This window comes from Domibacillus sp. (assembly GCF_031181085.1).
GTDB lineage: Bacteria > Bacillota > Bacilli > Bacillales > Domibacillaceae > Domibacillus.
Map to the genome: position 1 here is coordinate 1 of NZ_JAPSLE010000007.1, position 23,837 is coordinate 23,837.

At 46.9% G+C, this 23,837-nt stretch carries 27 protein-coding genes and 1 pseudogene; 6 read left to right on the plus strand and 22 right to left on the minus strand.

Translation table 11 applies throughout. The features are described 5' to 3' along the window. Positions 1 to 147: 147 nt before the first annotated feature. The 4 genes from RIN81_RS11475 to RIN81_RS11490 are packed head-to-tail and all read right to left on the minus strand — an operon-like array spanning position 148 to position 3,008. Complete coding sequence (locus RIN81_RS11475; protein WP_309090290.1) at positions 148 to 1,059, minus strand: DMT family transporter; 912 nt, start codon at positions 1,057 to 1,059, stop codon at positions 148 to 150. A 14-nt stretch (positions 1,060 to 1,073) separates the two neighbouring features. Next, positions 1,074 to 1,526, minus strand: a complete 453-nt coding sequence (locus tag RIN81_RS11480) for a threonine/serine exporter family protein (protein WP_309090292.1) — start codon at positions 1,524 to 1,526, stop codon at positions 1,074 to 1,076. 13 nt (positions 1,527 to 1,539) lie between these two features. Continuing rightward, positions 1,540 to 2,334, minus strand: coding sequence for a threonine/serine exporter family protein (locus tag RIN81_RS11485; protein ID WP_309090294.1), 795 nt, complete (start codon positions 2,332 to 2,334; stop codon positions 1,540 to 1,542). Positions 2,335 to 2,393: 59 nt separating this feature from the next. Beyond that, positions 2,394 to 3,008, minus strand: coding sequence for an acetate uptake transporter (locus RIN81_RS11490; protein ID WP_309090296.1), 615 nt, complete (start codon positions 3,006 to 3,008; stop codon positions 2,394 to 2,396). Between the two features lie 197 nt (positions 3,009 to 3,205). Between RIN81_RS11490 and RIN81_RS11495 the strand changes: the two genes are divergently transcribed. Beyond that, entirely contained in the window at positions 3,206 to 4,111 is a 906-nt protein-coding gene (locus tag RIN81_RS11495; protein ID WP_309090298.1) for an AEC family transporter, read from the plus strand. 177 nt (positions 4,112 to 4,288) lie between these two features. On the opposite strand, the gene RIN81_RS11500 is transcribed toward RIN81_RS11495, so the two are convergent. Then, positions 4,289 to 4,864, minus strand: a complete 576-nt coding sequence (locus RIN81_RS11500) for a metallophosphoesterase family protein (RefSeq protein ID WP_309090300.1) — start codon at positions 4,862 to 4,864, stop codon at positions 4,289 to 4,291. Between the two features lie 528 nt (positions 4,865 to 5,392). Here RIN81_RS11500 and RIN81_RS11505 point away from each other — a divergent pair. Further along, positions 5,393 to 5,770, plus strand: a complete 378-nt coding sequence (locus tag RIN81_RS11505; protein ID WP_309090302.1) for a hypothetical protein — start codon at positions 5,393 to 5,395, stop codon at positions 5,768 to 5,770. A 131-nt stretch (positions 5,771 to 5,901) separates the two neighbouring features. Then, positions 5,902 to 6,072 (plus strand): hypothetical protein, encoded by a 171-nt coding sequence (locus RIN81_RS11510; RefSeq protein WP_309090304.1) that lies wholly within the window; start codon positions 5,902 to 5,904, stop codon positions 6,070 to 6,072. Between the two features lie 318 nt (positions 6,073 to 6,390). Here the strand turns inward: RIN81_RS11510 and RIN81_RS11515 are convergent, their stop codons facing one another. Both RIN81_RS11515 and RIN81_RS11520 read right to left on the minus strand, forming a co-directional pair. Then, the gene (locus RIN81_RS11515) at positions 6,391 to 7,089 is read right to left on the minus strand and encodes a DsbA family oxidoreductase (RefSeq protein ID WP_309090306.1); all 699 of its coding nucleotides are present in this window, start codon (positions 7,087 to 7,089) and stop codon (positions 6,391 to 6,393) included. A 192-nt stretch (positions 7,090 to 7,281) separates the two neighbouring features. Further along, positions 7,282 to 7,464 carry a dihydrofolate reductase family protein gene (locus RIN81_RS11520; RefSeq protein WP_309090308.1) on the minus strand — a complete coding sequence of 61 codons (183 nt, stop codon included), beginning with the start codon at positions 7,462 to 7,464 and terminating at the stop codon, positions 7,282 to 7,284. A gap of 46 nt (positions 7,465 to 7,510) precedes the next feature. On the opposite strand from RIN81_RS11520, the gene RIN81_RS11525 reads away from it, so the two are divergent. Continuing rightward, positions 7,511 to 8,068 (plus strand): hypothetical protein, encoded by a 558-nt coding sequence (locus RIN81_RS11525; protein ID WP_309090310.1) that lies wholly within the window; start codon positions 7,511 to 7,513, stop codon positions 8,066 to 8,068. 292 nt (positions 8,069 to 8,360) lie between these two features. Here RIN81_RS11525 and RIN81_RS11530 read toward each other — a convergent pair whose 3' ends face one another. The 3 genes from RIN81_RS11530 to RIN81_RS11540 all read right to left on the minus strand — a co-directional run bounded on the left by RIN81_RS11530 (position 8,361) and on the right by RIN81_RS11540 (position 10,584). After that, a complete protein-coding gene (locus RIN81_RS11530; protein WP_309090312.1) occupies positions 8,361 to 9,161 on the minus strand; it encodes a YihY/virulence factor BrkB family protein in 801 nt (266 codons plus the stop codon). Between the two features lie 297 nt (positions 9,162 to 9,458). Continuing rightward, positions 9,459 to 10,043, minus strand: a complete 585-nt coding sequence (gene pduL, locus RIN81_RS11535; RefSeq protein ID WP_242232621.1) for a phosphate propanoyltransferase — start codon at positions 10,041 to 10,043, stop codon at positions 9,459 to 9,461. Between the two features lie 85 nt (positions 10,044 to 10,128). Next, positions 10,129 to 10,584 carry a GNAT family N-acetyltransferase gene (locus tag RIN81_RS11540; protein ID WP_251271368.1) on the minus strand — a complete coding sequence of 152 codons (456 nt, stop codon included), beginning with the start codon at positions 10,582 to 10,584 and terminating at the stop codon, positions 10,129 to 10,131. A gap of 334 nt (positions 10,585 to 10,918) precedes the next feature. On the opposite strand from RIN81_RS11540, the gene RIN81_RS11545 reads away from it, so the two are divergent. After that, positions 10,919 to 11,131, plus strand: coding sequence for a hypothetical protein (locus RIN81_RS11545; RefSeq protein WP_309090314.1), 213 nt, complete (start codon positions 10,919 to 10,921; stop codon positions 11,129 to 11,131). 153 nt (positions 11,132 to 11,284) lie between these two features. After that, positions 11,285 to 12,235, plus strand: a complete 951-nt coding sequence (locus RIN81_RS11550; protein ID WP_309090316.1) for a bile acid:sodium symporter family protein — start codon at positions 11,285 to 11,287, stop codon at positions 12,233 to 12,235. Positions 12,236 to 12,564: 329 nt separating this feature from the next. Here the strand turns inward: RIN81_RS11550 and RIN81_RS11555 are convergent, their stop codons facing one another. From RIN81_RS11555 to RIN81_RS11610, 12 genes and pseudogenes are all read right to left on the minus strand, one after another. Continuing rightward, positions 12,565 to 13,275: a DNA alkylation repair protein gene (locus tag RIN81_RS11555; protein WP_309090318.1), complete on the minus strand. Its 711-nt coding sequence runs from the start codon at positions 13,273 to 13,275 to the stop codon at positions 12,565 to 12,567. A 61-nt stretch (positions 13,276 to 13,336) separates the two neighbouring features. Next, complete coding sequence (locus RIN81_RS11560; protein ID WP_309090320.1) at positions 13,337 to 13,753, minus strand: universal stress protein; 417 nt, start codon at positions 13,751 to 13,753, stop codon at positions 13,337 to 13,339. A gap of 59 nt (positions 13,754 to 13,812) precedes the next feature. Further along, a complete protein-coding gene (locus RIN81_RS11565; RefSeq protein ID WP_309090322.1) occupies positions 13,813 to 15,279 on the minus strand; it encodes a SulP family inorganic anion transporter in 1,467 nt (488 codons plus the stop codon). A 188-nt stretch (positions 15,280 to 15,467) separates the two neighbouring features. Then, positions 15,468 to 16,616, minus strand: coding sequence for a mannitol-1-phosphate 5-dehydrogenase (locus RIN81_RS11570; protein WP_309090324.1), 1,149 nt, complete (start codon positions 16,614 to 16,616; stop codon positions 15,468 to 15,470). A gap of 211 nt (positions 16,617 to 16,827) precedes the next feature. After that, positions 16,828 to 18,336, minus strand: a complete 1,509-nt coding sequence (locus tag RIN81_RS11575; protein ID WP_309090327.1) for an MDR family MFS transporter — start codon at positions 18,334 to 18,336, stop codon at positions 16,828 to 16,830. 242 nt (positions 18,337 to 18,578) lie between these two features. Beyond that, positions 18,579 to 19,192 (minus strand): annotated as a pseudogene (locus tag RIN81_RS11580) (HoxN/HupN/NixA family nickel/cobalt transporter). A gap of 15 nt (positions 19,193 to 19,207) precedes the next feature. Beyond that, entirely contained in the window at positions 19,208 to 20,023 is an 816-nt protein-coding gene (locus RIN81_RS11585; protein ID WP_309090329.1) for an urease accessory protein UreD, read from the minus strand. Then, a complete protein-coding gene (ureG, locus tag RIN81_RS11590) occupies positions 20,020 to 20,637 on the minus strand; it encodes an urease accessory protein UreG (protein ID WP_309090331.1) in 618 nt (205 codons plus the stop codon). The genes RIN81_RS11585 and ureG overlap by 4 nt, the downstream gene beginning before the upstream one ends. Before the next feature lie 22 nt (positions 20,638 to 20,659). Next, complete coding sequence (locus tag RIN81_RS11595; RefSeq protein ID WP_309090335.1) at positions 20,660 to 21,346, minus strand: urease accessory protein UreF; 687 nt, start codon at positions 21,344 to 21,346, stop codon at positions 20,660 to 20,662. Next, positions 21,339 to 21,785, minus strand: a complete 447-nt coding sequence (ureE, locus tag RIN81_RS11600) for an urease accessory protein UreE (protein WP_242232607.1) — start codon at positions 21,783 to 21,785, stop codon at positions 21,339 to 21,341. Before ureE ends, RIN81_RS11595 begins: the two co-directional genes overlap by 8 nt. Before the next feature lie 12 nt (positions 21,786 to 21,797). Next, positions 21,798 to 23,507, minus strand: coding sequence for an urease subunit alpha (gene ureC, locus RIN81_RS11605; RefSeq protein WP_309090337.1), 1,710 nt, complete (start codon positions 23,505 to 23,507; stop codon positions 21,798 to 21,800). Continuing rightward, the gene (locus RIN81_RS11610; RefSeq protein ID WP_309090339.1) at positions 23,504 to 23,827 is read right to left on the minus strand and encodes an urease subunit beta; all 324 of its coding nucleotides are present in this window, start codon (positions 23,825 to 23,827) and stop codon (positions 23,504 to 23,506) included. The genes ureC and RIN81_RS11610 overlap by 4 nt, the downstream gene beginning before the upstream one ends. Positions 23,828 to 23,837: the final 10 nt, after the last annotated feature.

Here is a 23,837-nt window from a genome sequence, read left to right on the forward strand (position 1 = left end):
ACTATATTCACTATTATAACCATATCCGTATTCAAGCGAAACTAAACAACCAGCCGCCGGTCAAGTACCGGCAGCTGGCTGCTTAAAGGTGTTTTGATCCCTGTCTCAAAAATGGGGGTCAGTCCCACGGAAGCCGGGCTTTTTTGTTTACCTTACAGCACGCCTGCGCCTGCGAATCATTTCTTCCAGTGCGCCTGATCCCATTAACACACCCGGTACAATCAGCAGTAGCCCGAGCCAGTGATAATAGTAAATCGGTTCACCCAGAATTACCGCAGATCCGACGATTGAGAAAAAAGTATTTAAGTTTAAAAAAATCGCCGCTTCGGCCGGGCCGATTTTTGTAATCGTATTGTTGTACACTAAATGGCCGACCGCTGTTGCTCCGACTGCAGAGACAAGGAACACAATGACGGTTTGGAAATGGACGTTTTGAAGCGATGCGAGGCCATTCGGCTCTAAAAGAAAGCTCGTCATAAACAGTCCTAATGAACCGAACAGCTGCATATAACCGGTCAACAAAAGCGGATCGATATCACGCGCAGCGCGGCTCACTAAAATAAAGCTGAAGGCCTGGGCTGTAATCGAGAAGAAAATAAACAAATCGCCCAGCACAAATCCTCCTAATCCAGCTCCTCCGCCCAGTACTGTCACCAGCACACCGGCTGTTCCTGTTAAAAAGCCAAGCACCCGCAACGCGGACAATCCCCGCTGGAAAAAAAGAACGGACATAAAGGCCGTTAAAATCGGGCCCAGTCCCAATATAATGCCTGTATGAACAGAGCTTGTTCCAGCTGCACCAAGCCCTAAAAACAAGTGATGAAAAAAAACGTTAAACAAGCCGCCGCCTAAAATGTACTTCCAATGATAAATAGCGGGCCAATGAACTTTTCCCATTCTGGTCAAAATAATAAATACAACAAGTGATGCCGCGAAAATACGAAATGCGGTGATCGTCACCGGCTGGACTGTGCTGACCAGTATTTTAATAAGCGGCACGTTAAATCCCCAAATCATCATCACTAAAATGAGCAGTAAGTATGGTTTTATTTTTTGCAAAGTGCCCCTTCTTTCTATGCCTGCTTTTTTTCGGCAGGCGCTTTTTTCCTCAAAATCAGCTGGTAAAATACATCGGATAAGATCAGTCCGAGTGCAATAGAACCCGAAATCATAAATGCCTTTGCCGCCAGATTAATGCCGGCATTGTAATCGTTTTGTACAAACGAACGCATCGCCCGATACGCCGTGCCTCCAGGAACGAGCGGAATAATCCCGGCAATCGTAAAAATGATAACCGGCGTTTTGTACACCCTCGCGTATACATGGCCGATCAATGCGATGGTAAAGGAAGCAGCAATCGTTGCGGGCAGCGAATCAATGCTGTACTCGGATAAAAAATAATACACCATCCAGCCGGCCATACCGACGGTGCCGCACTTGAACAGCAGGCTTTTCGGCACATTAAACATAATCCCGAAGCTTGCGGCTGCCACAAAACTGAAAAACATATTTGTTAAAACGGTCATGCCCGCATCCTCCTTAAATAAACGTCATGACAACAGCGATTCCTGTTCCGATGGCAAGAGCGGTTAACAGCGCTTCTGCTCCTTTGGCCAGTCCGGAAAGAAAGTGGCCAGCCATTAAATCACGGACCGCATTTGTAATTAACAACCCGGGAACGAGCGGAATCAGTGTACCGACAATAATTCGATCAAGATCACTGCCCAGCCCGAGCCGGAATAACACGTACGCAGCCGCGCCGCCGGCAAGAGCCGCAATAAATTCGGAGAAAAACATCGTCGGGACGATATCGGCTACTTTTAATAGAAGAAAATAAGCAAGTGCTCCAGACAGCATCGCCGGAATCATATTGTCCCATGACCCTTTCAATAAAATCACAAAACAGCCGCTCGTTGAAGCCGCCGCTGCAATCTGTACCAAAAAAGAAAAAAACATGGGCGCTCTCTGAATGGCTTTTAACTCCTTGTATGCTTCGGAAACGGTCAGCTCCCCCGCACTGATCCGCCGGGAAATAGCATTCACCGCGCTTACTTTATATAAATCCGTCGTTCGCTTTGAAATCCGTATTAATTTTGTTTTTGTCGGTTCATCTGTTTCAATCGAAAACATGATGCCTGTCGGTGTTACAAAGCTGTGCGATTCTTCAATACCGTATGACAGGGCAATCCGCATCATTGTATCCTCTACCCGGTACGTCTCGGCGCCGTTTTCCAGCATAATTTTTCCCGCCAGCAGGCTGACGTCCATGATGTCATATTGTTTCTCAAGCAAGGCGTCCAACCGAATCACCCCAATCGTGTTCAATGCCACCATTATAGCCCTTTCACTTCATAAAAAAAAGCCCGCCGGCCAAATCGCCGACGGAACATCCTTTACCCTTTTTTAATGATGCCAAACGGCTTGCCAACCGGAAGAAACTCTCGTCCGAAATGCGTGTTCAGCACAGCCGCGCCTGCTCCGTAAAACGAGAACAGTGAAATAAGCAGCTCTGAGTAGGCAGCGAGCTGATGCGCCGCATGCTCCATAATGCCAAATGAGCTAAGGGACAACCCAATAAATAAGAAATCTATTAAAAAGAAAATGATAAACAGCACTTTATTTGTTTCTAGTGCGCCAATTGTCATAAAGACCGTAAAAATAAGATAACCGATAAATGCAAAACCAAGCTGATGCATATCCGCATTTTCCTGCAGGATCTGGCCAAATACACCGAGATTCATCAGCCATGATAAGCTGACTCCCATCCAAAACAGGCCGTATGCTGCAAAAGCAGAGGCACCAAATGTGTTATTGTGCTTTGTGTCTAAAATAGATGCGTAAAACTGCGCAATACCGCCGAGAAAAATAGCCCACGGAATCACTAGAGACAATCCATCTGTCAAGCCCAGTTTTTGGGATGAAGCGACAAGTGTGACAATGGCCAATCCGAACAAGCCAATTGCTGACGGATCAGCTGTTACAATTTTTACTTGTTTTGTTTCGTTCATACTTTCCTCCAATATATATTTTAACCGACTAGTCGGTTTTTTCAGATAATTTCTCTCTACTTCTGAAAAACAACATCTTGTATTGTACACCAATCAGCTCCGCTCGCCTATAGCAAGGAATGGAAATTCGCCTGTTTTCGACAAAAAATTTTGGTATGATAAAGAAAGAGTTGAAATGGGACGGAGATGACCTCGTTTTGGAATTATTTATGATTGTGCTGCCAGCATTCCTGATTTTTTTAACCGGCTATCTCGGACAAAAATGGATCGGATTTGAAATTCGCTCCATTTCGATGGCTGCACTGTATTTAATGTCGCCTTTTCTTGCCTTTCGAACCTTTTATGCCAACAAATTAACGGTGGAATACGTGTACATTACGGTTTTCTGCCTCGTTTTATCGCTTGTCCTTATTGTCGTCGTACTCATTACCGGCTTTTTTATGAAAGCTGGCCGCCAAAAAATGGCGGCGATGGTATTGGGCGGTGTTTTTATGAACAGCGGCAATTACGGAGCACCCGTTGTGCTGTTTGCTTTTGGCGCTGTAGGCTTCGAATACGCGGTTATTATTATGGTCTTCCAATCATTTCTAATGAATACAATCGGCTTGTTTGCGGCGTCTCTTGGCGGCGAAGAAGAAACGACCTTAAAGCAGTCGCTTCAGCGGGTCGTGCGGATGCCTGTTTTGTATGGAGCCTTTCTCGGCGTCTTGCTTCAGCTGCTGCATGTTTCGATTCCGCCATCGTTTATGGACGCGATCAGCTTAGTGGCAGATGCTTCGATTCCGACCGTGATGATTGTGCTAGGCATGCAACTGGCAGTGATTGCGACAAAGCGGGTCGAATACAAATACGTAAACGCGGTCTCTGTGATCCGTATGATTGTATCACCGCTTCTCGCTGCCGCCATCGTCTCTTTTATACCGGCCAATGATTTATTAAAGGACGTGATGATTCTTCTGGCAGCCATGCCGGCTGCAGCGAATACGACTATGTTTGCGATTCAATTCGGCACAGAACCCGACCTCGTTTCCTTTACAACATTGATTACAACGCTGTTGAGTATTCTCACTATTCCGATCGTCTTGTTTTTTCTTGGCGGTTAACTGAAAGAGCCCTCTTTCTTTTTCTATAGAAGGAGGGTTCTTTTCAATTCAAACGTTTTTTGGAATGAACCCTGTTGTTTAGATGGATTGACCGATTCCCTTTTTAATGTGTTTGGCTCATTTCTTTATGCTGCTTTAAATAAAAAACACGACAAGCCCATTGTCGTGTTTTCTTACTTACAAAGCTTTCATAAATGTAACGGTCCGTGCCGTCGAATCGTACAGCACCCATTCACGGGACTGCCAGACGGCACCGACATTAATCCCATACCGCTTTTTCTTTAAAAGGATTGGCTTTCCATATTCGAATGGCAGCGGTTTTCCTTTCCGGTACAGTCCGGCTGTATGACTATGCCCGAAAAAAATGAGCGGCGGATCAGTTTTGGGCAGGATCGGCAGCCCGCCCTTTGCCCATTTCCATTGATGTCCATGCATTAACACGGCGCCGTCGATTGTTAATTCCTCCGGCAGATGAGCGAAATCATGACAGCCGGTCACAAGCATAATCCGCTCTTCCTGGTTTCCCCGGACAGATGGAAAAGTGAGAAGCGGTGCAAACTCTTCCGGTATCTGCGCCGCTTTTTCCATTGAAATACCCCTTGTTGTAGCTGCTTTTCGCCTGCGGATGCTGCATTCATATAAATCACCAAGTCCCATAATTTCTGCATCTGGTGCACGGCATTCAATCTGCTTCAGCACTGCTTTTGTATCCTCTACACTTGAGTGCAGGTCGCCCAGGATCGCATATCTCATGTTCTATCTTCCTTTCTGAACGAGTTTAACATTGCAAGATTTCTTTTCCTTCTTCACACTAAAGAAAAGAGGTGATTTTGTGCATACACTTATTATCGGCGGGTCAACAGCAGCAGTTATTTTAGCTCAAACCAGGCATAACGTGGCAGTGCTCGAAACTTCTTCTGTATGGGGCGGATGCGCCTGAAAATTCCAGCGGCGGCATGCTCTTTTCCCGGTGGGTGCAATACCTGGCATGGGTTTTGAAAGAGGAGGTCTTCACGAGCGGGTGCTGCGCCTGCTTGATACGGTTATGACGCTTCATTTCCCAAACAGTCTATTCCTTATTAATGGGACCGTGCACAGTATCTTGAAGCTATTTGTGCCCATTTTCCACATGCGGCCAGCCGGATCCGCTCTTTTTACAAAGAATTATAGGAAACAGCGGCATCCATCGCCAGCTCATGAAACCCCTTCCTGCTCTTCCGCCTAAAACAGCCGGCGAATGGGCGTATTTGCTTTTGTCTCTCCGACCCTGGCATGCAAAGCTTGCGCCATTTGCACACCACACTTGAAGACCGGCTGCACAAGCATGGCCTCGGCAAAGAAGGCCCAGTTGTTCATTTGCTTGACGGCCAGTTAATCGACAGTATGCAGACAACCTCAAAATATGTTTCCTATTTGATGGCAACGACGACACCTGATATCTATCACGAAGGCACGTACTACGTGGGAGGCGGCCTATACCGTGTCACTGAAACATTGGCAGACTCGATTCGCAAAAACGGAGGTATCCTGAAGAAAAACCGACGGATTTTATCCATGAAAAAAACAGCGGATGGACCGCTGTTGACGAGCACGGCAACGAATACCACGCCAAGCATATTGTCTTTAACAGCGCCATCCAGCAGCCGCCCTCTCTCGTAAACGGTCTTTCAAGCCGGTATCGAAAGCTTGCCGGCAGGCCAATCTGGGTTACGCATATCCTCTACTTACTGCTGGACGGAGCACTGATCCCGGATTCATTTCCGCTGTTTGGGCAGATTTCTTCAGATTCAATGAGTGAGGGCAGCCACCTATTTATGTCTCCTTCTGCCAAAGACCACCGCCTGCGGGCACCGGAAGGCAAACGAACGCTGACCGAGAAGGTGCTGTCGATGATCGGATCCGTGTACCCGAATTTCCGCAAAATGATTATCCATATGGAAGCCGGTGCGCCAAAAGCATAGGAACGGCATACGAAGCGGCCAAGCGGGTATGTAGGCGGCTTTCCGCAAACTACTAAGCACGCGCTGTTTGGCTCGCTGTCTCACCGCTCCGGTCTGCCGAATCTATGGCTGTGCAGCGATTCGATTTTTCCAGGCGGCGGCACAATCGGCGCCACAGCGAGCCGTATTCATTGCGCCCGGCTTGTTTGAGCTTTAGGCCTCCCGTTATCCTATAAAGGGCCAAAGCCGTTAGCGGCTTTGGCCTCTCCCTTCATCTCACAAATGGCTGAGCGGCGCTTTCTTATTCTCTTCCGTTGTAGAAGTCTATTTTTCAAGCATTCAATCCTGGCTGCTTTCCCCATCCGTGCAGTCATCATCCTGGCACCATTCGGTTTTTCCTGCTGTTACTTCTTCATCAGCCGCTACCTGATCAAGCACCTGCTTAAACGCCTCAACAGACTGCGCGCCGGAAACAGCGTATTTATCATTGAAAATAAAAAATGGGACACCTTCGATACCAATGTCGCGCGCTTCTTCTTGATCAGCGCGGACACGGTCGCTATATTTGCCGCTTTGCAGTACTTCTTTTGCTTCAGCTCGGTCCAGACCTGCCTCTTCTGCCCATCCAGCCAGCAAATCTGCATCTGCAATATGTTCGGATTCAGTAAAGTAAGCCCTTAATACCCGCTCTGTAAATTCATTCATTTTTCCTTTTTCTTTGGCAAAATGGGACAGGCGGTGTGCATCGTGCGTGTTTGCTAAAACAATGGTATCCATGTTATAAACAAGGCCGGCTTCCTTTGCCTGCTCAGTCATTCGGTCATTCATTGCTTTGGCACTTTCCACTGTCATACCGTACTTTTTCGCCAGTGCGCTGTGCACACTTTCCTCTGACTTAACCGGTGCATGCGGGTCAAGCTCATAGCTGCGAAACTCTATCTCTATGTTGCCGTCAAATTGTGCCGCCGCTTCCTCAAACCGGCGTTTGCCGATATAGCAAAACGGACAGGCAAAATCAGACCAAATTTCTACTTTCATCTTTCTCCACTCCTTTTCTTTAGAGTAGGAGGAAAAAGAAGAAGCCGCAACTATTCTGCCTGCAATAGAGGGGTAGAGTGGATATTCATCTTTAATATTCCAGTCGGTACAGTTTATCGTCGCCAGCTGCCGGGTTTCCGCCTTCTCGTGACAGCACGCAGCATTTCTTGCTCGCACATGGAAAATCATCCGTTAGCTGGAGCATTTTCTTATACGTGCCGCGCCCATGAGAAGCATATCAACGGTTTTACAAAAAGCCAGGCAGTCGTTGTCTCCTCCGTCTCCCTTTACGTTATCGAACCAATACACTGACCCTTCCTCTCTTACAATAAAGCCATTAAGACTTACGGCAATGTACCATACACTTCTGCCCATTCCTCCATCTCTCCTTTATAATAAAAATCAAAAAGGGGATTTAACATTGACGGTGACCTCTCTTTACGAACGCCAACTGCTAGCGGTTTTAAACGGCTTTTCTGATTATGTCGAGGAGCATGCGGACCCCGAACAGCTTGAACGGCTGCATCGCAAATGGATTCCGCTTCTCAGCACATACGTCACGCACGATGCAGTTGAATCTGCCCTTGATGAATGGTACGCGATGATCGAAAACATTTTTTTATGGCTTCACTATATCGGAGAAAAGCAGGCGCTTACAGCAAAACCCGTTATTCAACACACATTGGAAAGATGGAAGAAGCCATTTGCGTTTGCAGGCTCCCGGCTTCCAAACGGCAGATACGAGCATTGGGCAGACGGTCTAAAATGGAATATAAGAACTGAATGTCCCGAGTATATCATCGGCATCGCACTGCCGCTCGGAGAAAACGAGGCACTGCTTGTTCATTGGTTTGAAACAGACGAGGGATTTGAGGAACTGCTTGAGGACGGTTTTTCTGAAACAAAGAATGTAACCCGGCAGCAATACTTGAATGATCATTATTTAACCTGTTTGTCTTTTCAAAGCGACAACCCATAAAAAGGGAGCCCTGCCTAAAGAGCTCCTCAGTGTGCAGACAAAGTCTTTCGCTTTTAAAAAAGCGCTGGTAAGTGGTATTGAAGATTCACAAGCAAGGACTGAGTAGAAATGTTCTCTTTCTTAAACAGAAAAATACGACCTTATGAGCTCTATACAATCTTGGCGGCAAGAGGCAGCGCAGACCCCATGGAAAGCGGAGCTGCCTGGATGCCGCCGATCCACTTCATTCATGTGCACGGTCATCCATATCATTTGTCTACAGTCTGAGGAGCTCTGTCCAAAGAACTCTTTTTTATCTTTGTTCTTTTTCTGCATTAAAAAGGCCGCCAAGCAAAATCACAACAGCCGTTAAATAAAACCAGAGGACAAGCACGATGATCCCCGACAGCTGCCCGTACAAGCGCGTATAGCTGACTGCCGCTGCATAGCTTTCAAACAGAAAAGACACGATCTGCCAGCCGAGTGCCGCGAACAGCGCGCCCGGCAGAACATATAAAATAGGTACTTGATCGTTTGGAATAATTTTATAAAAAGCGATAAAAAACACTACCAAAAACAGGGTTCCAATCCCCCATTGGGCTGCCGGCCATATATCCAAAAGCCTTGACAGCTGCTCAAGCGTGCCCGATTGCGATACGAGCCAGTGCAGCACTCTTTCCAGCAAGGGAATCACAAACGACAGCGGCACGATGAACATAAAAATCAATGTAACGCCAAAATCGCGCAAAAGTCCTTTCCAGAAAGGAAGGTCCCGTTCAATTTTGTAGGCGTCATTTAGGGAACGGCCTAATGATTGAACTGCCATCGAAGACAGCCAAAACGTAGAAATTAGGCTGAGTGACAGCACCTGCCCTTGTTCAGCAGAGAGTACAGCCGCGACATTTTCTTCAATTAAGGTGAACGATTCCCCCGGCGCATACGGACGGATAAAATCAAGAATGGCCTGCTGATCCACTGGAAAAAAGCGAATTAATGAAAGCATAAAAATGATAAATGGAATCGCAGACAGCAGCAGGTAGTAAGCTGTCTGCGCCGCCTGGTCGTAAAAGCGCTCAGCAAAAAAGCGGCTCAAGATTCTCTGAGCAGTATTCATCTATCCACCTCCTTTTTTTATTTTTCCCGTTTCCGTGCAGAAGTAAGCCCGCTTAAACGTATCCGTCCCATTGTATTGGAAAATCAGTATGAACTTTTGCCTTCCCTTGTATAACATTTTAATCATAAACTGAAGACCCGCCTTATTTTTCCTCTATTTATGCAGCAATACTTTCTTCATTCTCTTACTGCCCTATAAAGCCCTATTGATTGAACAGAGCAACCTGAAGTTATATAAAGACGGATTGCATAAAAAAAGGCTTGATCCCCGAGAGGATCAAACCTTTTTTATGTAAGCTTACGCCCAAATGTCGCCTTTAGCGCCCTGAGAGATAAAACCGGCATTCGCTTCGTCTGTATCGATATGCATTTCAAGCGCATAGCTTTCAGATACGCGGATCACGACATTGCGGAACGCGATTGGACGGTCGCCGCCGATTTCTACAGTCACGATCTGGCCGTTTTCTACATTGTATTTTTCTGCATCTGCTGGTGTCATATGAACGTGCGCCTGGGCAATGATTAAGCCTTCTTCAAGCTCCACTGTACCCGCAGGACCTGTGATCGTCACAGCTTCAGATCCTTTAATATCACCTGACTCACGAAGCGGCGGACGTACGCCAAGCTTCATAGCATCTGTCCAGCTTACTTCCACTTGTGTAGCGGGACGGCACGGGCCAAGAACACGAACACGTGCAATTTCACTTTTCTTACCGGCAATCGTTACCGTTTCTTCCGCCGCGAATTGACCCGGCTGCGATAAGTCCGCGCGCTTTGTGAGCTCGTGGCCTTTTCCGAACAAAATTTCAAGGTGCTCCTGTGATAAGTGGATGTGGCGGGCCGAAACCGCTACAGGAATCGTTCCATGGTTTGTTAATGACATCTATCTTCCAGCCTTTCTGATCTTAAAAATTTTATACAGCACTTATTCTACACTATTTTCTTGTGAAAATACGAGCAATAAATGTTTACTGATGTTTTTTTTCCAGCAGTACCAGTTCTACACCCGGCTCCGGCAGCAGCGTATCCAGCTCTTCAAATCCAAATTTCTTATACAAATTGCGTGCAGGCTCATTTTTTGCGCCGGTTGTAACAAGAACCGTCCGCCCTGCCGATTCTTCCTGCAGAAAATATGTCAGGAGCTTTGAAGCAACCCCTTCATGAAAGTGTCCCGGGTGAACAACCAGCCGTTGAATAAAGGCCGATCCATCTTCGTCTTTATAAGAAAGAAAACCACACAGCTCTCCTTCTGTTAAAAATCCGATAAAAATTTCATCACTGTTTTTAATCATCTCTACCGTTTCATTTAAATGCGGAATGCCGTCATACCCAATTAATGACGCTTCCACTTTATAAGCAGGTATTTGCAGTGCCAGAATTTCCGCTGCTGTTGCTTCTTCCCCATGATGCAGCCGCTCAATCATCCCCGTAAACCCCTTTCATCGTTCTTTTATCCCTGATTATACACGCTTTTCCCTTTCATTTCAGAATTTACTCTCTTTTCACGGTGAAAGAATGTTTTGTGAAAAATGTCACAAATCATTCAAATTCTATGCTGAAATTCTATATCTTTCGGCAGTAAAAGAGAATAAATGATAAAGCAGCTAGAATTTGTGAATTAATTTACAATATAAGCGGGCGAAGCAGAAAAAACAGCGTACTGAACAAAAATGGACAGAGCTTGAATCGGCTAAACGGGCTGTTGCCCGCAGCCGTTACTTCGGTCTACAGCTGCTTGTCGGAGCGGCGGTTGTCACCATGATGGTATGGACAGGCGGCCAAAGCGTTAACGGTGAAATGGCACCGATCTTAATTGCTGCTTTTACACTGGTGCTGTTTCCGATTACGAAAGCTTTCCTTCCCCTCTCTTCAGCAGAACAGGAGTGGACCGGCTACGCCCAGTCCCACGGCCGTCTTAAAAAAGTCGAAGAAGGAAAACGGAACCGAACATTATTCAGCCGGTTTTCATAAAAGGAGTGCCGGCACTTCCTTTTGAAGAAGTAAGAACAGTCTTTACGGCTGTTCTTTTTTATTGTAAAAAAATTAATTAACGCAAAAAATCAGAAAATATGATTTATTTCGACTTATTTTATGCTATTCTACTATAACGGAGGTGAATACGAATTGAATATGTTCGTAAAAGTTAGTCAATTTGCCGGCAAAACATTCGCTATTTGGGTGCTTTTGTTTGCGGCATTCGCATTTTTTCTTCCCGCACAGTTCACATGGATTGCGCCCTATATTTCTATTTTACTTGGTGTGATTATGTTCGGGATGGGGATGACTATTTCAGGAGAAGACTTTAAAGAAGTCGGCCGGCATCCTGTAAAAGTGATCATCGGGGTTTTAGCCCAATTTATTGTTATGCCTTCTTTGGCTTTTGCCCTCGCAAAAGGACTTCGGCTGGAGCCGGAAATTGCGATCGGTGTAATTTTAGTAGGCTGCTGTCCGGGCGGTACTGCCTCTAACGTTATGACGTTCTTGGCAAAAGGAAACACTGCTCTATCCGTGGCCATTACATCAGTCTCTACACTGCTGGCACCGATTTTAACGCCGGCGCTTATATATCTTTTAGCGAGCGAATGGCTTGAAGTGTCCGCTTCTGCCATGTTTATTTCAGTGGTGCAGGTCGTGCTTCTGCCAATTATCCTTGGCTTTATCGTGCAGCGGTTCTTTAAAAAGCAGGTGCAAAAAAGTGTGGAGATTTTGCCGCTCATTTCCGTTATAGCAATCGTGCTGATTGTCGCGGCGGTAGTATCAAATAGCAAAGAAAAAATTGTAGAATCCGGACTGCTTATTTTTGGTATTGTGATCTTGCATAACGGTCTTGGTTATTTGCTTGGATACTTAGCAGGAAAACTCTTCAAGATGCCATATGAAGACCGAAAAGCGATGGCAATCGAAGTCGGCATGCAAAATTCCGGACTTGGCGCTGCTCTTGCAGCCGCTCATTTCAGTCCTCTTGCTGCTGTGCCAAGTGCCATTTTCAGCTTCTGGCACAATATTTCCGGACCGCTTTTAGCCACCTACTGGGCGCGAAAGGCAGACCGGAAAGCGGAACGAAAAGCAGCATAAAACTACTGCTCTTTATTAGATAACTACTTTTCCCACCAAACAAAAACAAAGTCTCTCATACACGAGAGACTTGTTTTTGTTTGGTCCATTTGGGCAAGCACTGAGGCACCACGTAAACTTTTTCACCTTTTCCTCGATGAAGTGCAGCAGTGAACATTTCTCCAGCCATCTTTAATCTCACGTAAAAAACGCTCTGCAATAGTACTGGCAGGGGTCCAGTCTTTGCAAAGCGCTTTTTAGTTTAGGTGTTCGATTACGTATAAAAATCTTACCATGAACTTTTTAAAAAATCTTTTTCATTGTTATATTATCTTACAAAAAATTTCTATCTAACAAATACACGTTTTTCTCTTTTCACCGACTGCATTTCGTTCTTCTATCTTTTGAATATACGCTGTGGCAAGCGGAACTTTACAGGCCGTACCCCCAACATTAACGTGCACGCTCCCTATACGTGCTGCAATTTCCTTCGCTCGCTCTGAAAGCGGCTTATAATAAGCACCCACGCAAATCACAAACTGATTCATGACGTACCGAACGCGGTTTTGCTCCGTATGAATGTTTTTTTCTACTTTGTTCAACAGTTTATGGACTTCTTCCCTGTCTACATCGTCATCTGGAGCAATCGACAGGTAATTGCTGTAGGTGCTCCATCCGGCAGCCGCAATCATTTCTTCACCCGACTGCATCCACTCTCGCGCAAGCTCAAGTGCAAAAAGAGATTCCGCTGCAGCTTGTGCGACTGTATATTCACTGATCATATACCAGTAAGCATCCTGTACCCATTCGTTCAGCCGTTCTTTCGTCATTTCTTTCGGCTTCACTGTCAAACCCGCTAAATACATAGCATCGCTATTGCCGGATGCGTACAAGTCATAGACGAGCTGCTGATCTTTTTTTACTTCCTTGACAAAATGTTTTTTTAAATCGCCGACTTTGACACCAAAAAAAGGCTCTTTGGCTCCGTGACGGGCAAGTGCTTTTTTCGTTTGATCTGAACCGAACTGCTCAAGCTTTTCCATTACCTCTTCATACATCATGTTCAAGCCCCCTTTTCTTTATTATAAAGAAAAGCCATTCTCAAAAAGAGAATGGCTTGCATTATTTCACAATTAATACAGGGCAGTTTACACGCTTTGCCACTTTATGGCTGACGCTGCCAAGCACCATTTCCTGCAGACTGTTCAAGCCACGGCTGCCCAGCACTACATAGGAAACAGCTTCCTTATTCGCGTATTCTACAATTGCCGGTCCCGGCACGCCGTGAAGCAGTTGAATCGAATATGAGACACCTGCTTCTCTTATTTTCTGTTCTGTGCTTTGAAGCTGTTTTTTTCGCTTTTGTTCCAGATCAATAGCGCCCGCACTGTGCAAGACGTCCCTTTTGGATTGATCAAAATCAACGACGAATATAATCACAATCTCTTTGTTCAGCACTTTGGCCAGCTTAATCGCTTCCTCCGCTGCCCGAAGTGCGTGGCTTGATCCATCTGATGCCAGTAAAATACGACCGTTCATCAACATCCCCCTTTGTTAAAAAAAGCGCACTGCTTTTACACAATGCGCTCATTTACATGTTAATGTCCAGACAGCTTTGCATCCGGCTTATCGTGAACAGCCATCCGTTTCACCATCGATGAACTTGCTTCATTTAAGCCTGTCAGGACAGCTTTGATGTCATTATCACGGTATTTCAACACAATTTTATCCACCGCCGCCACGCCAGAATCATCCCAAATGTGTGCCTCAGAAAAATCAATATGCACATTCTTAATTCCTTCCGGCTGATAGTCAAATTCATTCACAAAATCCGTAACGGATGCGAAAAAGATTTGTCCTGCTGCTTTGTAGTGAAGCGTATCCCCCTTGTGGAAAAACGATACAGTTACCTTTGAAATTTTCGCGGTAAAGAAAATCGCACTCAGCAGAATGCCGGCGAACACTCCTTTTGACAGGTCATGTGTGAGCACGACGGTTATGACCGTCACGACCATGACGATGCTGTCCGTGATTGGAATTTTCGTGACGGCTTTAAGAGATGACCAGTCAAATGTGCCAATTGAGACCATAATCATGACACCAACCAATGCCGCCATCGGAATTTTTACGACTACATCGCCGAGCACCATAATTAAAAACAGCAGAAACGCCCCTGCCACAAAGGTAGACAGCCGTCCGCGGCCGCCGGATTTCACATTAATAACCGATTGGCCAATCATGGCACAGCCCGCCATGCCGCCAAAAAAGCCGGTTACAATGTTTGCAATTCCCTGTCCGCGTGCTTCCCGGTTTTTATCGCTTGTCGTATCCGTCATATCATCCACAATGGATGCGGTAAGAAGTGACTCTAAAAGGCCGACCATCGAAAGTGCTAAAGCCGTCGGGAAAATAATCGACAACGTCTCCATATTCAATGGTACATCTGGAATCAGAAATGATGGCAAAGACTGAGTAATGTTTCCAAGATCACCGACTGTCCGCAAATCGAAGCCGCCAGCTACTGCAATGATCGTCATGACAACGATCGCAACAAGCGGAGAAGGAACGGATTTAACGAAGCGCGGAAGGATGTAAATGATAGCGAGCGTTGCCGCCACAAACACATACATAACCACTGAACTGCCTGCGAATTGGGGCAGCTGGGCAGTGAAAATTAAAATAGCGAGCGCATTGACGAATCCAACCATCACCGAACGCGGCACAAATTTCATCAAGCGCGCGATTTTCAGCCAGCCGAAAATCAGCTGCAGCACCCCGGTTAAAATGGTAGCCGCAAACAAATACTGAAGTCCATGGTCTTTCACAAGTGTTACCATCACAAGCGCCATCGCTCCGGTCGCAGCAGAAATCATCGCCGGGCGTCCTCCCATAAAGGCAATCACAACCGCCATCGAAAATGATGCGTACAGACCCACCATTGGATCTACTCCCGCAATAATCGAAAAAGCGATCGCTTCCGGAATAAGCGCAAGCGCTACGACAATCCCCGACAAAATATCCCCGCGGACATTGCCGAACCATTCTTTTTTCAGTTGTGTAAACATAAAAAAACACGTCACCTCTAGTAATTTATTTTTTTTTGACCCCCAACTCTCATGGAAGTCACTATCCGTTTGAAGTTCTTTTATCATATCATGAAACCAGCTCGCTTGAAAACGTACGCTCGTTTTTCCCAGACTGGCAGCCGGGGCCGGAAACGACAAAAAAAGAAGCTGATGGAGCCAGCTTCTTGTTAAATCCCTTTTTCCCGCATCGATTCATATTGCCTCATAACTTCAGCAAAAAGCGGGTCTGACTCATCCAGCTGCGTAAACTTTTTCAGCGCGGATTCAATCCCCCTATGTTCAATTTCCCCTTGAACTTCTACCGCTTCCGGATCCTGCGCATAGTCATATAAAAGCGCCGCTGCAATACTTTTAGCTAAGTAAACCGGCGTTTCACCAATCAGCTGCTCGTACTGCTTAGCCGGACTAAGAAGACGGTCGTTTCCTCCGAGCTTACGAATCGGCGCACGGCCCACTCGGGTAATATGGTCGCGAATATGCGGGTTAGCAAACCGGCCAATGATTTTTTGGCTATATTGGTCGTGTTCAGACTGATCAAATCCGTATTTCGTTACTAAAAGACGCCCGGATTCGTTCAAGACTGCCTGGAGCGCATTTGCAACTTGCTTTATTTCGAGTGCTTCATCAATCGTTTGGGCGCCGGTCTGCCAGCCAAAATAAGCTGCAGCTGCGTGACCGGTATTAACCGTAAACAGCTTCCGTTCAATGTATGGCTTTAAGTCCGCCACCCAGGTGATGCCTTCTACTGCCGGCTTATCGCCAATCAGCTTGAGTTCTTCCACTATCCACTCGTAAAATGGTTCAACGACCACCGTCAATTTATCTTCATTTAACTGGTTAGGCACAATCCGATCAACGGCCGCGCCCGGAAATCCAGTCCGTGACAAAATAGCATCGCGCTCTTCTTCTGGTATTTTCTCAAGTACCTTCTCTTTTAAGAGCGTGCTCCCTCCGATCATGTTTTCACACGCAATTATATTAACAGTTGATGTCCGCTTCCGAAGGCCTTCTGCTACAAGCCGCGAAATATGCGGCAAAATCGCCGGGCCAACTGCGGCTGTAATGAGATCTGCCTCAGCAACAGCTTGTATTACACGATCCGCTTCCTCAGCGCTGTTAATAGCCCGGACATTTCTCACCATATGCTCCTCACGTGATTCATCCGCCATTACAACCCGGTATTCCTTTTTTTCGTTCAGCAGGTCGACCACTTCACGATTTACATCTATAAAGCACAATTCATATCCTGATTGGTATAAAAGGCTTCCGATAAAGCCGCGGCCAATATTTCCTGCACCAAAATGAACAGCTTGCATATTCATTCACCTCTTCAACGATTCTCATCATTTTTCTTGTAAGCAGCTCATTCTTTGGGCTGCTTACCAAGTGATGATGAAGCTTTTCTTCATTTATTTTATTTCTGGCTAAAAGCTTACCGATCTGACTATCCCTTTTACATTATCTCCTTCTGCTTTAATCGTAAACCTGTTCACGACTTGCTCTTCGAACGAGAAGAACGGCTCTTTTTTAAGTTGTTTGTTTTTTCCCTTCTATTTGCAGCTGTTCGTCTCCCATAAAGTAAACTGCCATAAACGCAATCGTAATTGGGATGAGTGACCATAAGAATGTTGCCGCAATCGAATGGGACATCGCATTGGTGATCACATTCAAAATGTCCGCTGGAATTTGAGCGCGCTGCTCGGACTGAAATATAGTCTGAAGGTTATCAATGCCAAACGTTCCTGTACCGCCTCCACCTAATTTATTCTCCAGCTCATTTGTTAACAGCTTCGTCTGGATAGAGCCGAAAACGGTAATACCCAGCGCCAGCCCAAGTGATCGGAAAAAGGAGTTGGTAGAGTTCGCCGAGCCGCGGTGCCGGTAATCCATTTTGTGTACACTCGCGGATGGCAGCAGCGAAAACGAAAACCCGACGCCAAGTCCAACTGTCACCATATAAACCGTCAGCAGCACACGGCTTGTCTCCGGAGAAATAGTTGCCATAAGAGCCATGCCAACCGCGTAGACAATTACAGAAATCCACATAATACGACGATAGGGCATTTTGGCCTGTGCGATCCCTGCAAAAGCACTTCCGGCAACGGACCCAAGCAGCATCGGCATTAAAATAATTCCGGCATTGGTTGCCGATCCCCCGTACACCGCCTGAACAAAAATCGGGATAAAAATCGTCAGCCCGACAAACGTAGCCCCGTACGAGAAAGCGAGTACCTGAGAGGACGCAAACAACCGGCTGCGAAACATCCAAAACGAAATAATCGGCTCTTCCGCTTTTGTTTCGATCCATAAAAACAGCCCAATAAATACAGTAAACAAACCAAACAGCAACATGCTCTGCCATGAAGTCCAGGCAAACTCTTTTCCGCCAAGCTCCAGCGCAAACATTAAGCTGACAACGGCTGTTACCAGCGTAACCGCGCCAGCCCAGTCAATTTTCTGCTTTGTATGCACCGGCGTTTCCTTGTAAAAGCGCAAAATCAGCAGCAGTGCTATTATTCCGATCGGTACATTGACATAAAATACCCAGTGCCAGCTGATGGCGTCTGTAATAAACGCACCAAGCAGCGGGCCAATCACGCTTGAGGCGCCAAACACGGCACCAAGCATACCGGTCATTTTTCCCCGCTGTTCGGCCGGAAACACGTCAAATACAATCGTAAACGCAATCGGCATCAGTGCGCCGCCGCCAATTCCTTGAATGGCCCGATACACGGCCAGCTGTGGAATCGAATGGGCAATGCCGCACAGGGCAGAACCGATTAAGAATACAAACAGTCCAAATATAAAAAAGCGTTTCCTTCCATACATATCCGACAGCTTTCCGAAAATCGGCATGCCTGCCAGCACCGCTACTGCATATGCGGAGGTAATCCATACATAGCTGTCTACGCCGCCTAAATCAGCCAGAATGGAGCCGAGCGCTGTTGCCACAATCGTGTTGTCCATCGCAGCCATTAAAATGGCCAGCAGCAGCCCCGCCAGGACAAGCCGTAAATTTGTTTGTTCCGTCGCCATTCCATCCTTCCTCTCTTTTTTTACCTGATTACTAGTATAGCAACGAACGACAGCGCCGAACATTAAAAAGCGGTTTTGGGCGAAGAAAGCGGAACTCTTGCAGCAGGACGATTTCTTTGTCAGATAATCTAACCGGTTTGTTGTTCCGCTGCGCTCCCTTTCTGTATACTGAGAGTGTCATCTTTACAGAAGTATTGCCTCTAGGCAGAAAAAAAGCAGCCGGCTTACCGGCTGCTTCTTTTTTATCCTGCGATCAGTCCTGAACCAGTCTCTATAATGTAAGAAAGACCGTACAAAACGCTGATTAATGACGTGATCCGCATTAAAAAAAGCGGAATCGTTTTACATGATGTAACTAAAAATGGAAGGTCCAGCAAAGTTGTAAAAAGCAGCATACCGGCAACTGTTCCCGCTCCAAAAATCAAAATAAACTGAAAGGCTCCTGAGCTGCTGTCAGCTTGTGTCGCTGTTAACAGTACCATGGCCGCACTTCCGGCAAGCCCGTGGATCACGCCAATCGCAAATGATTTTTTGTGGGTACTGTTTCGCCCGCCTTCCAGCTTCCACGCATTCCGTTTACACCTAAATAAACGAGCATGACTCCGACAAAACATTCGAGCAGAGCTGCAAGATTCTCAGGAATCTGCCGGCCCAGTGCGATCGCGGTGACACCGGTGATCAGCAGCGTGGCCGTATGCCCAAGCCCCCAAAACACACCCGTTAATGATGAGCGGTACAGCTTTTCTGTCCGGCTTGCAATAGTCGAAACCGCAATAATATGATCCGGCTCTGCTGCATGCTTAATCCCTAATGCAAATCCAAGCAATAAAATCGATAAAAGTCCGCCTTGAATCATAAATGGTTCCCTCTTTCAATACTTTCTAAGCTGCAGCGGCTCCTGGCCCAGTTTCCGGCGCAGCCAGTTGGTGCACTGCAGAATGATTTCTTCGATGACATGAGAGGCGCGGGCCAGAATCCGTACGGTACAGCCGCCATTTTTAAGCGTAGAAAACCCAATTCGCGCTCCATCGTTATACGGAGCCAGAAGCGGCTCCAGTTCTTCCTGCCAGCCGGGCTCAAGCAGCGGCGAAACGATAAAAAGAGAGCCGACATGTGTACAATCCTCCATTTGCATAAGGGAAAATAAAGGCTGCTGGTCCGGTTTTAAAAAAAGGTGGTCATACACCTGCAGCTGGCCAGTTTCATATATTTTGAGCTTCGACCGAATCCACTCATAGCGAAACGGCCGGCCGCTCTCAGACCAGCCCGGCGTTATGCTGTCGCTGTAAAGCAGCGTTGCCCCTTTTTCCATATGGATCGTGGTTGTCTGCTCAAAGCGTGCCTGCTCATACGCAATGAGAGGGTCCGGCATATACATAAACACACTGCCCGCCGCGAGAGATACATTCATCGACTGAAAAACCGGCTCATGCGGTGTTTTATATACTTTTGCGGCAGACTGCGTCGTCAATATCATTCTCGCATCCGGTTCGAGAATCACCTCTGTATGATAGCGATCGCCTCCTACGTATCCGCCGCCGACATGAAGGCTGTATACCGTTGGCTCGCTTTCATTAAAATAGATCGGGCGTGCTACTTTAAACGCGCCGTCAAAATACGTATCAGCTATCACCGTTTTATCGCCCCGGCAGACTGCTTTCATCCGCAGCGTGCCGGTCATGTTCATGCTTCCAGCCCCATCAAAAGTGCATTTTCTTTAATCCATCTCACCACGTCTTGAAGTCCCGTTTCCTCTTTTAAGTTCGTAAAGAAAAACGGCTTGTCTGCTCCACGTGATCTTTTCGTATCTTCCGCCATCACATCCAAATCGGCTCCTACATAGGGGGCGAGATCCGTTTTATTGATAATAAACAAATCTGATTTAATCATGCCCTGGCCGCCCTTACGCGGAATTTTCTCACCCTGCGCCACATCGATAATGTAAATCGAAAAATCCACAAGCTCCGGGCTGAATGTGGCAGCCAGGTTGTCCCCTCCGCTTTCTATAAAAATAATATCCAAATCCGGATTTGCCTCTCTTAATTCATCAATTGCTGCAAAGTTCATGGAGGCATCTTCCCGAATCGCTGTGTGCGGACAGCCTCCGGTTTCCACTCCTATAATGCGGTTTTCCGGCAGAACCCCGTTTTTAATAAGAAATTGGGCATCTTCTTTCGTATAAATGTCGTTCGTCACAACGGCCATGCTGAATTCATCGTTCATCGCACGTGTGAGCTTTTCTACAAGCATTGTTTTGCCGGCACCAACTGGTCCTCCAACACCGATACGTACTGGTTCCATTCTGCACCACTCCTTTTGTTTTTCACGACATAAAAAGCCGAACAGGCAGCTGTTCATGGCGCATTTGTGCGATTTCAAGCCCCGGCATATTCATACCGAGTTCTTCTTTCGTCATCTCTTCTGTTTGGTCTGCAATCTCTCTCATCAACGGCTGCAGCGCCAGCAGGATCCGCTGGCCGTCTGTCTGCCCAAGCGGAATCGCCCGGACAGCATTTTGAACCAAAGACTGAACACCTGAAAAAAGGTGTGCAGCGATGGCATCTTTTTTGCCAGCCTGAAGATAATGGGCCGCCAGGGCAAACACAACAGACGGATGGCCGACCGCTTTCTTTTGGCGGATTTGTTTGTAGTACATATTGATCAACGGGCTTTCGTATAAGTCCATACACAGCTTGGCCATTCGTTCACCAATCCTCCGAGTGCCTTCCCTTGTTTCTTTTGGCAGTGCCAGCGCGGAAAGCATGTGGTCAAGCTCCATTAAATGATCAAAGCGGCCGGCTTCCACATCCTCATAAGCAAGCCGGCAGGCGAGAGCATCCGTATAAGCCATTTGATTGGCCATATAGATTCGCATGGCTGATTCGAATGTTTCAGCATTATGAATGCTGCCTTCGTAAATGTACGTTTCCAGTCCAAATGAGTGCGAAAACGCACCCGAAGGAAAATTGGAATCACACAGCTGCATAAAGGACAGCATTGGATTAATCATGGCTGTGGCCTATATGGCGGAATGCTTTTTTCACCTTGCGCTCTTCACGGCGAAAAGGAATGCCGAGCTGCTCGAGAAGCTGTTCGACTAAATAGTCATACTGCACAATCATTTCATCGCCTTCAAACTGAGCCGGCAGATGCCGGTTGCCAAGCTGATGGGCAATGTCTCCCATTTGGCCGATTGACTCCGGCATAATAGTTAGAACATCATCGGCCAGCACCTGGATGACGATCATGTTTTTATCATCGCAGTATAAGATATCCCCGTTCTGCAAGTCTTTCGGCTCCCGCAGCCGAATACCGAGCTCACGTCCATGATCTGTTTTTACACGCTGAATGCGTTTAACAAGCTCGTCACTCGACAGGAAAACCCGTTCTGTATGCGGCGCACGAATATCATCTGTTTCCACATTTCCAATTACTTTTTCAACAATCACTTCGATCCCACCTTAAAATAAGAAATAGCGCTGCGCCATTGGCACGGTTTCTGCCGGTTCACACGTTATCAGATCACCGTTTACTTTTACTTCATATGTCTGCGGGTCCACTTCGATCTTGGGTGTTTCACCGTTGTATTTCATGTCGCTTTTTTGCAAAGTGCGGATGCCGCCGACAGGACGGATCATTTTTTCTAAATCGAGTTTTTCTGGAACACCGCGCTCGATCGCCGCTTTAGACATAAAGGTCATCGATGTTTTGAAAAGTGCCCTGCCGAAGCTTGCAAACATCGGACGGTACAAAGCCGGCTGCGGTGTTGGGATGGACGCGTTTGGATCGCCCATGATGCTGTGGGCAATCAAGCCGCCTTTTAAGACAAGCTCTGGTTTCACGCCAAAAAAAGCAGGCTCCCATAGGACAAGATCTGCAAGCTTGCCTATTTCAATAGAACCAACGTAGTCGGAAATGCCGTGTGTTAAAGCAGGATTGATCGTATATTTCGCAACGTATCTTTTCGCTCTGAAATTATCGCCTTCCCCTGTTTCTTCACTCATTTTCCCTCGCTGCTTTTTCATTTTGTCGGCCGTCTGCCATGTGCGCAGAATCACCTCGCCAATCCGCCCCATTGCCTGGGAATCAGAGCTGATCATACTGAACACACCTAAATCATGCAAAATATCTTCTGCCGCAATCGTTTCTTTCCGAATGCGCGAGTCAGCAAACGCAATATCTTCCGGAACCGATGGATCAAGGTGGTGGCAGACCATCAGCATGTCCAAATGCTCGTCCAATGTATTGACTGTGTAAGGACGGGTTGGGTTTGTGGAAGAAGGAAGAACATTTGGATAGCCGGCCGCTTTGATAATATCCGGCGCATGCCCGCCTCCTGCTCCTTCTGTATGGTATGTATGAATCACCCGTCCATCGATCGCCGCAATCGTATCCTCCACAAAGCCGCCTTCGTTCAATGTATCGGTATGAATGGCAATTTGAATATCATACTTGTCCGCTGCCTTTAACGCCGTATCAATCGTAGCAGCCGTTGTGCCCCAGTCTTCATGCAGCTTTAAGCCAATCACGCCTGCTTGAATTTGTTCTTCAAGCGGCTCGATTCCGGACGCATTTCCTTTGCCAAGAAAGCCGATATTCATCGGAAACGCTTCGGCTGCTTCAAGCATACGGAAGATATTCCACTCACCCGGGGTGCATGTGGTCGCATTTGTTCCGGTAGCCGGTCCCGTTCCACCGCCAATCATCGTTGTAACACCGGAGGCAAGCGCTGTTTCGATTTGCTGCGGGCAAATAAAATGAATGTGCGCATCGATGCCGCCGGCTGTAACAATTTTTCCTTCTGCGGCAATCACTTCGGTAGAAGCACCGATCACAATGTCTACTTTGTCCATCAAAAGGGGGTTGCCCGCTTTTCCGATGGCAGCAATCATTCCGTCTTTTACGCCAATATCCGCTTTATAAACACCTGTGTAATCAAGAATAATGGCATTGGTCAGCACAAGGTCAACCGCTTCTGCGCGCGTAGCAAGGGGGTGCTGACCCATCCCGTCACGGATCACTTTTCCACCGCCGAATTTCACTTCATCCCCGTACACCGTGTAATCTTTTTCAATTTCAATAAAGAGATCTGTATCTGCCAGACGGATACAGTCACCAGTTGTGGGTCCGAACATATCTGCATACTGCCGGCGTGACATTTGAAAACTCATGCCTCTTCCTCCCCATCAAGCGCGCCATTCGTGCGATTGTTTAGCCCGTATACGCGCCGCTCGCCGGAAAACGGAACGAGCGCAACCGGCTTGCCGTCTCCCGGTTCAAAACGGACTGCTGTGCCTGCGGGAATATTCAGCCGTTTACCAAGTGCCTTGTCACGTTCAAATTCGAGTGCCTGATTCACTTCTGCAAAGTGAAAGTGGGAACCAACCTGAACGGGCCGGTCACCCCGGTTTGTCACAAAAACCTTCGTTTCTTCTTTTCCTTCATTGCATACAATCGCGGTACTTTGAAGCTTGTATTCACCAGGAATCATGTGCACTCCT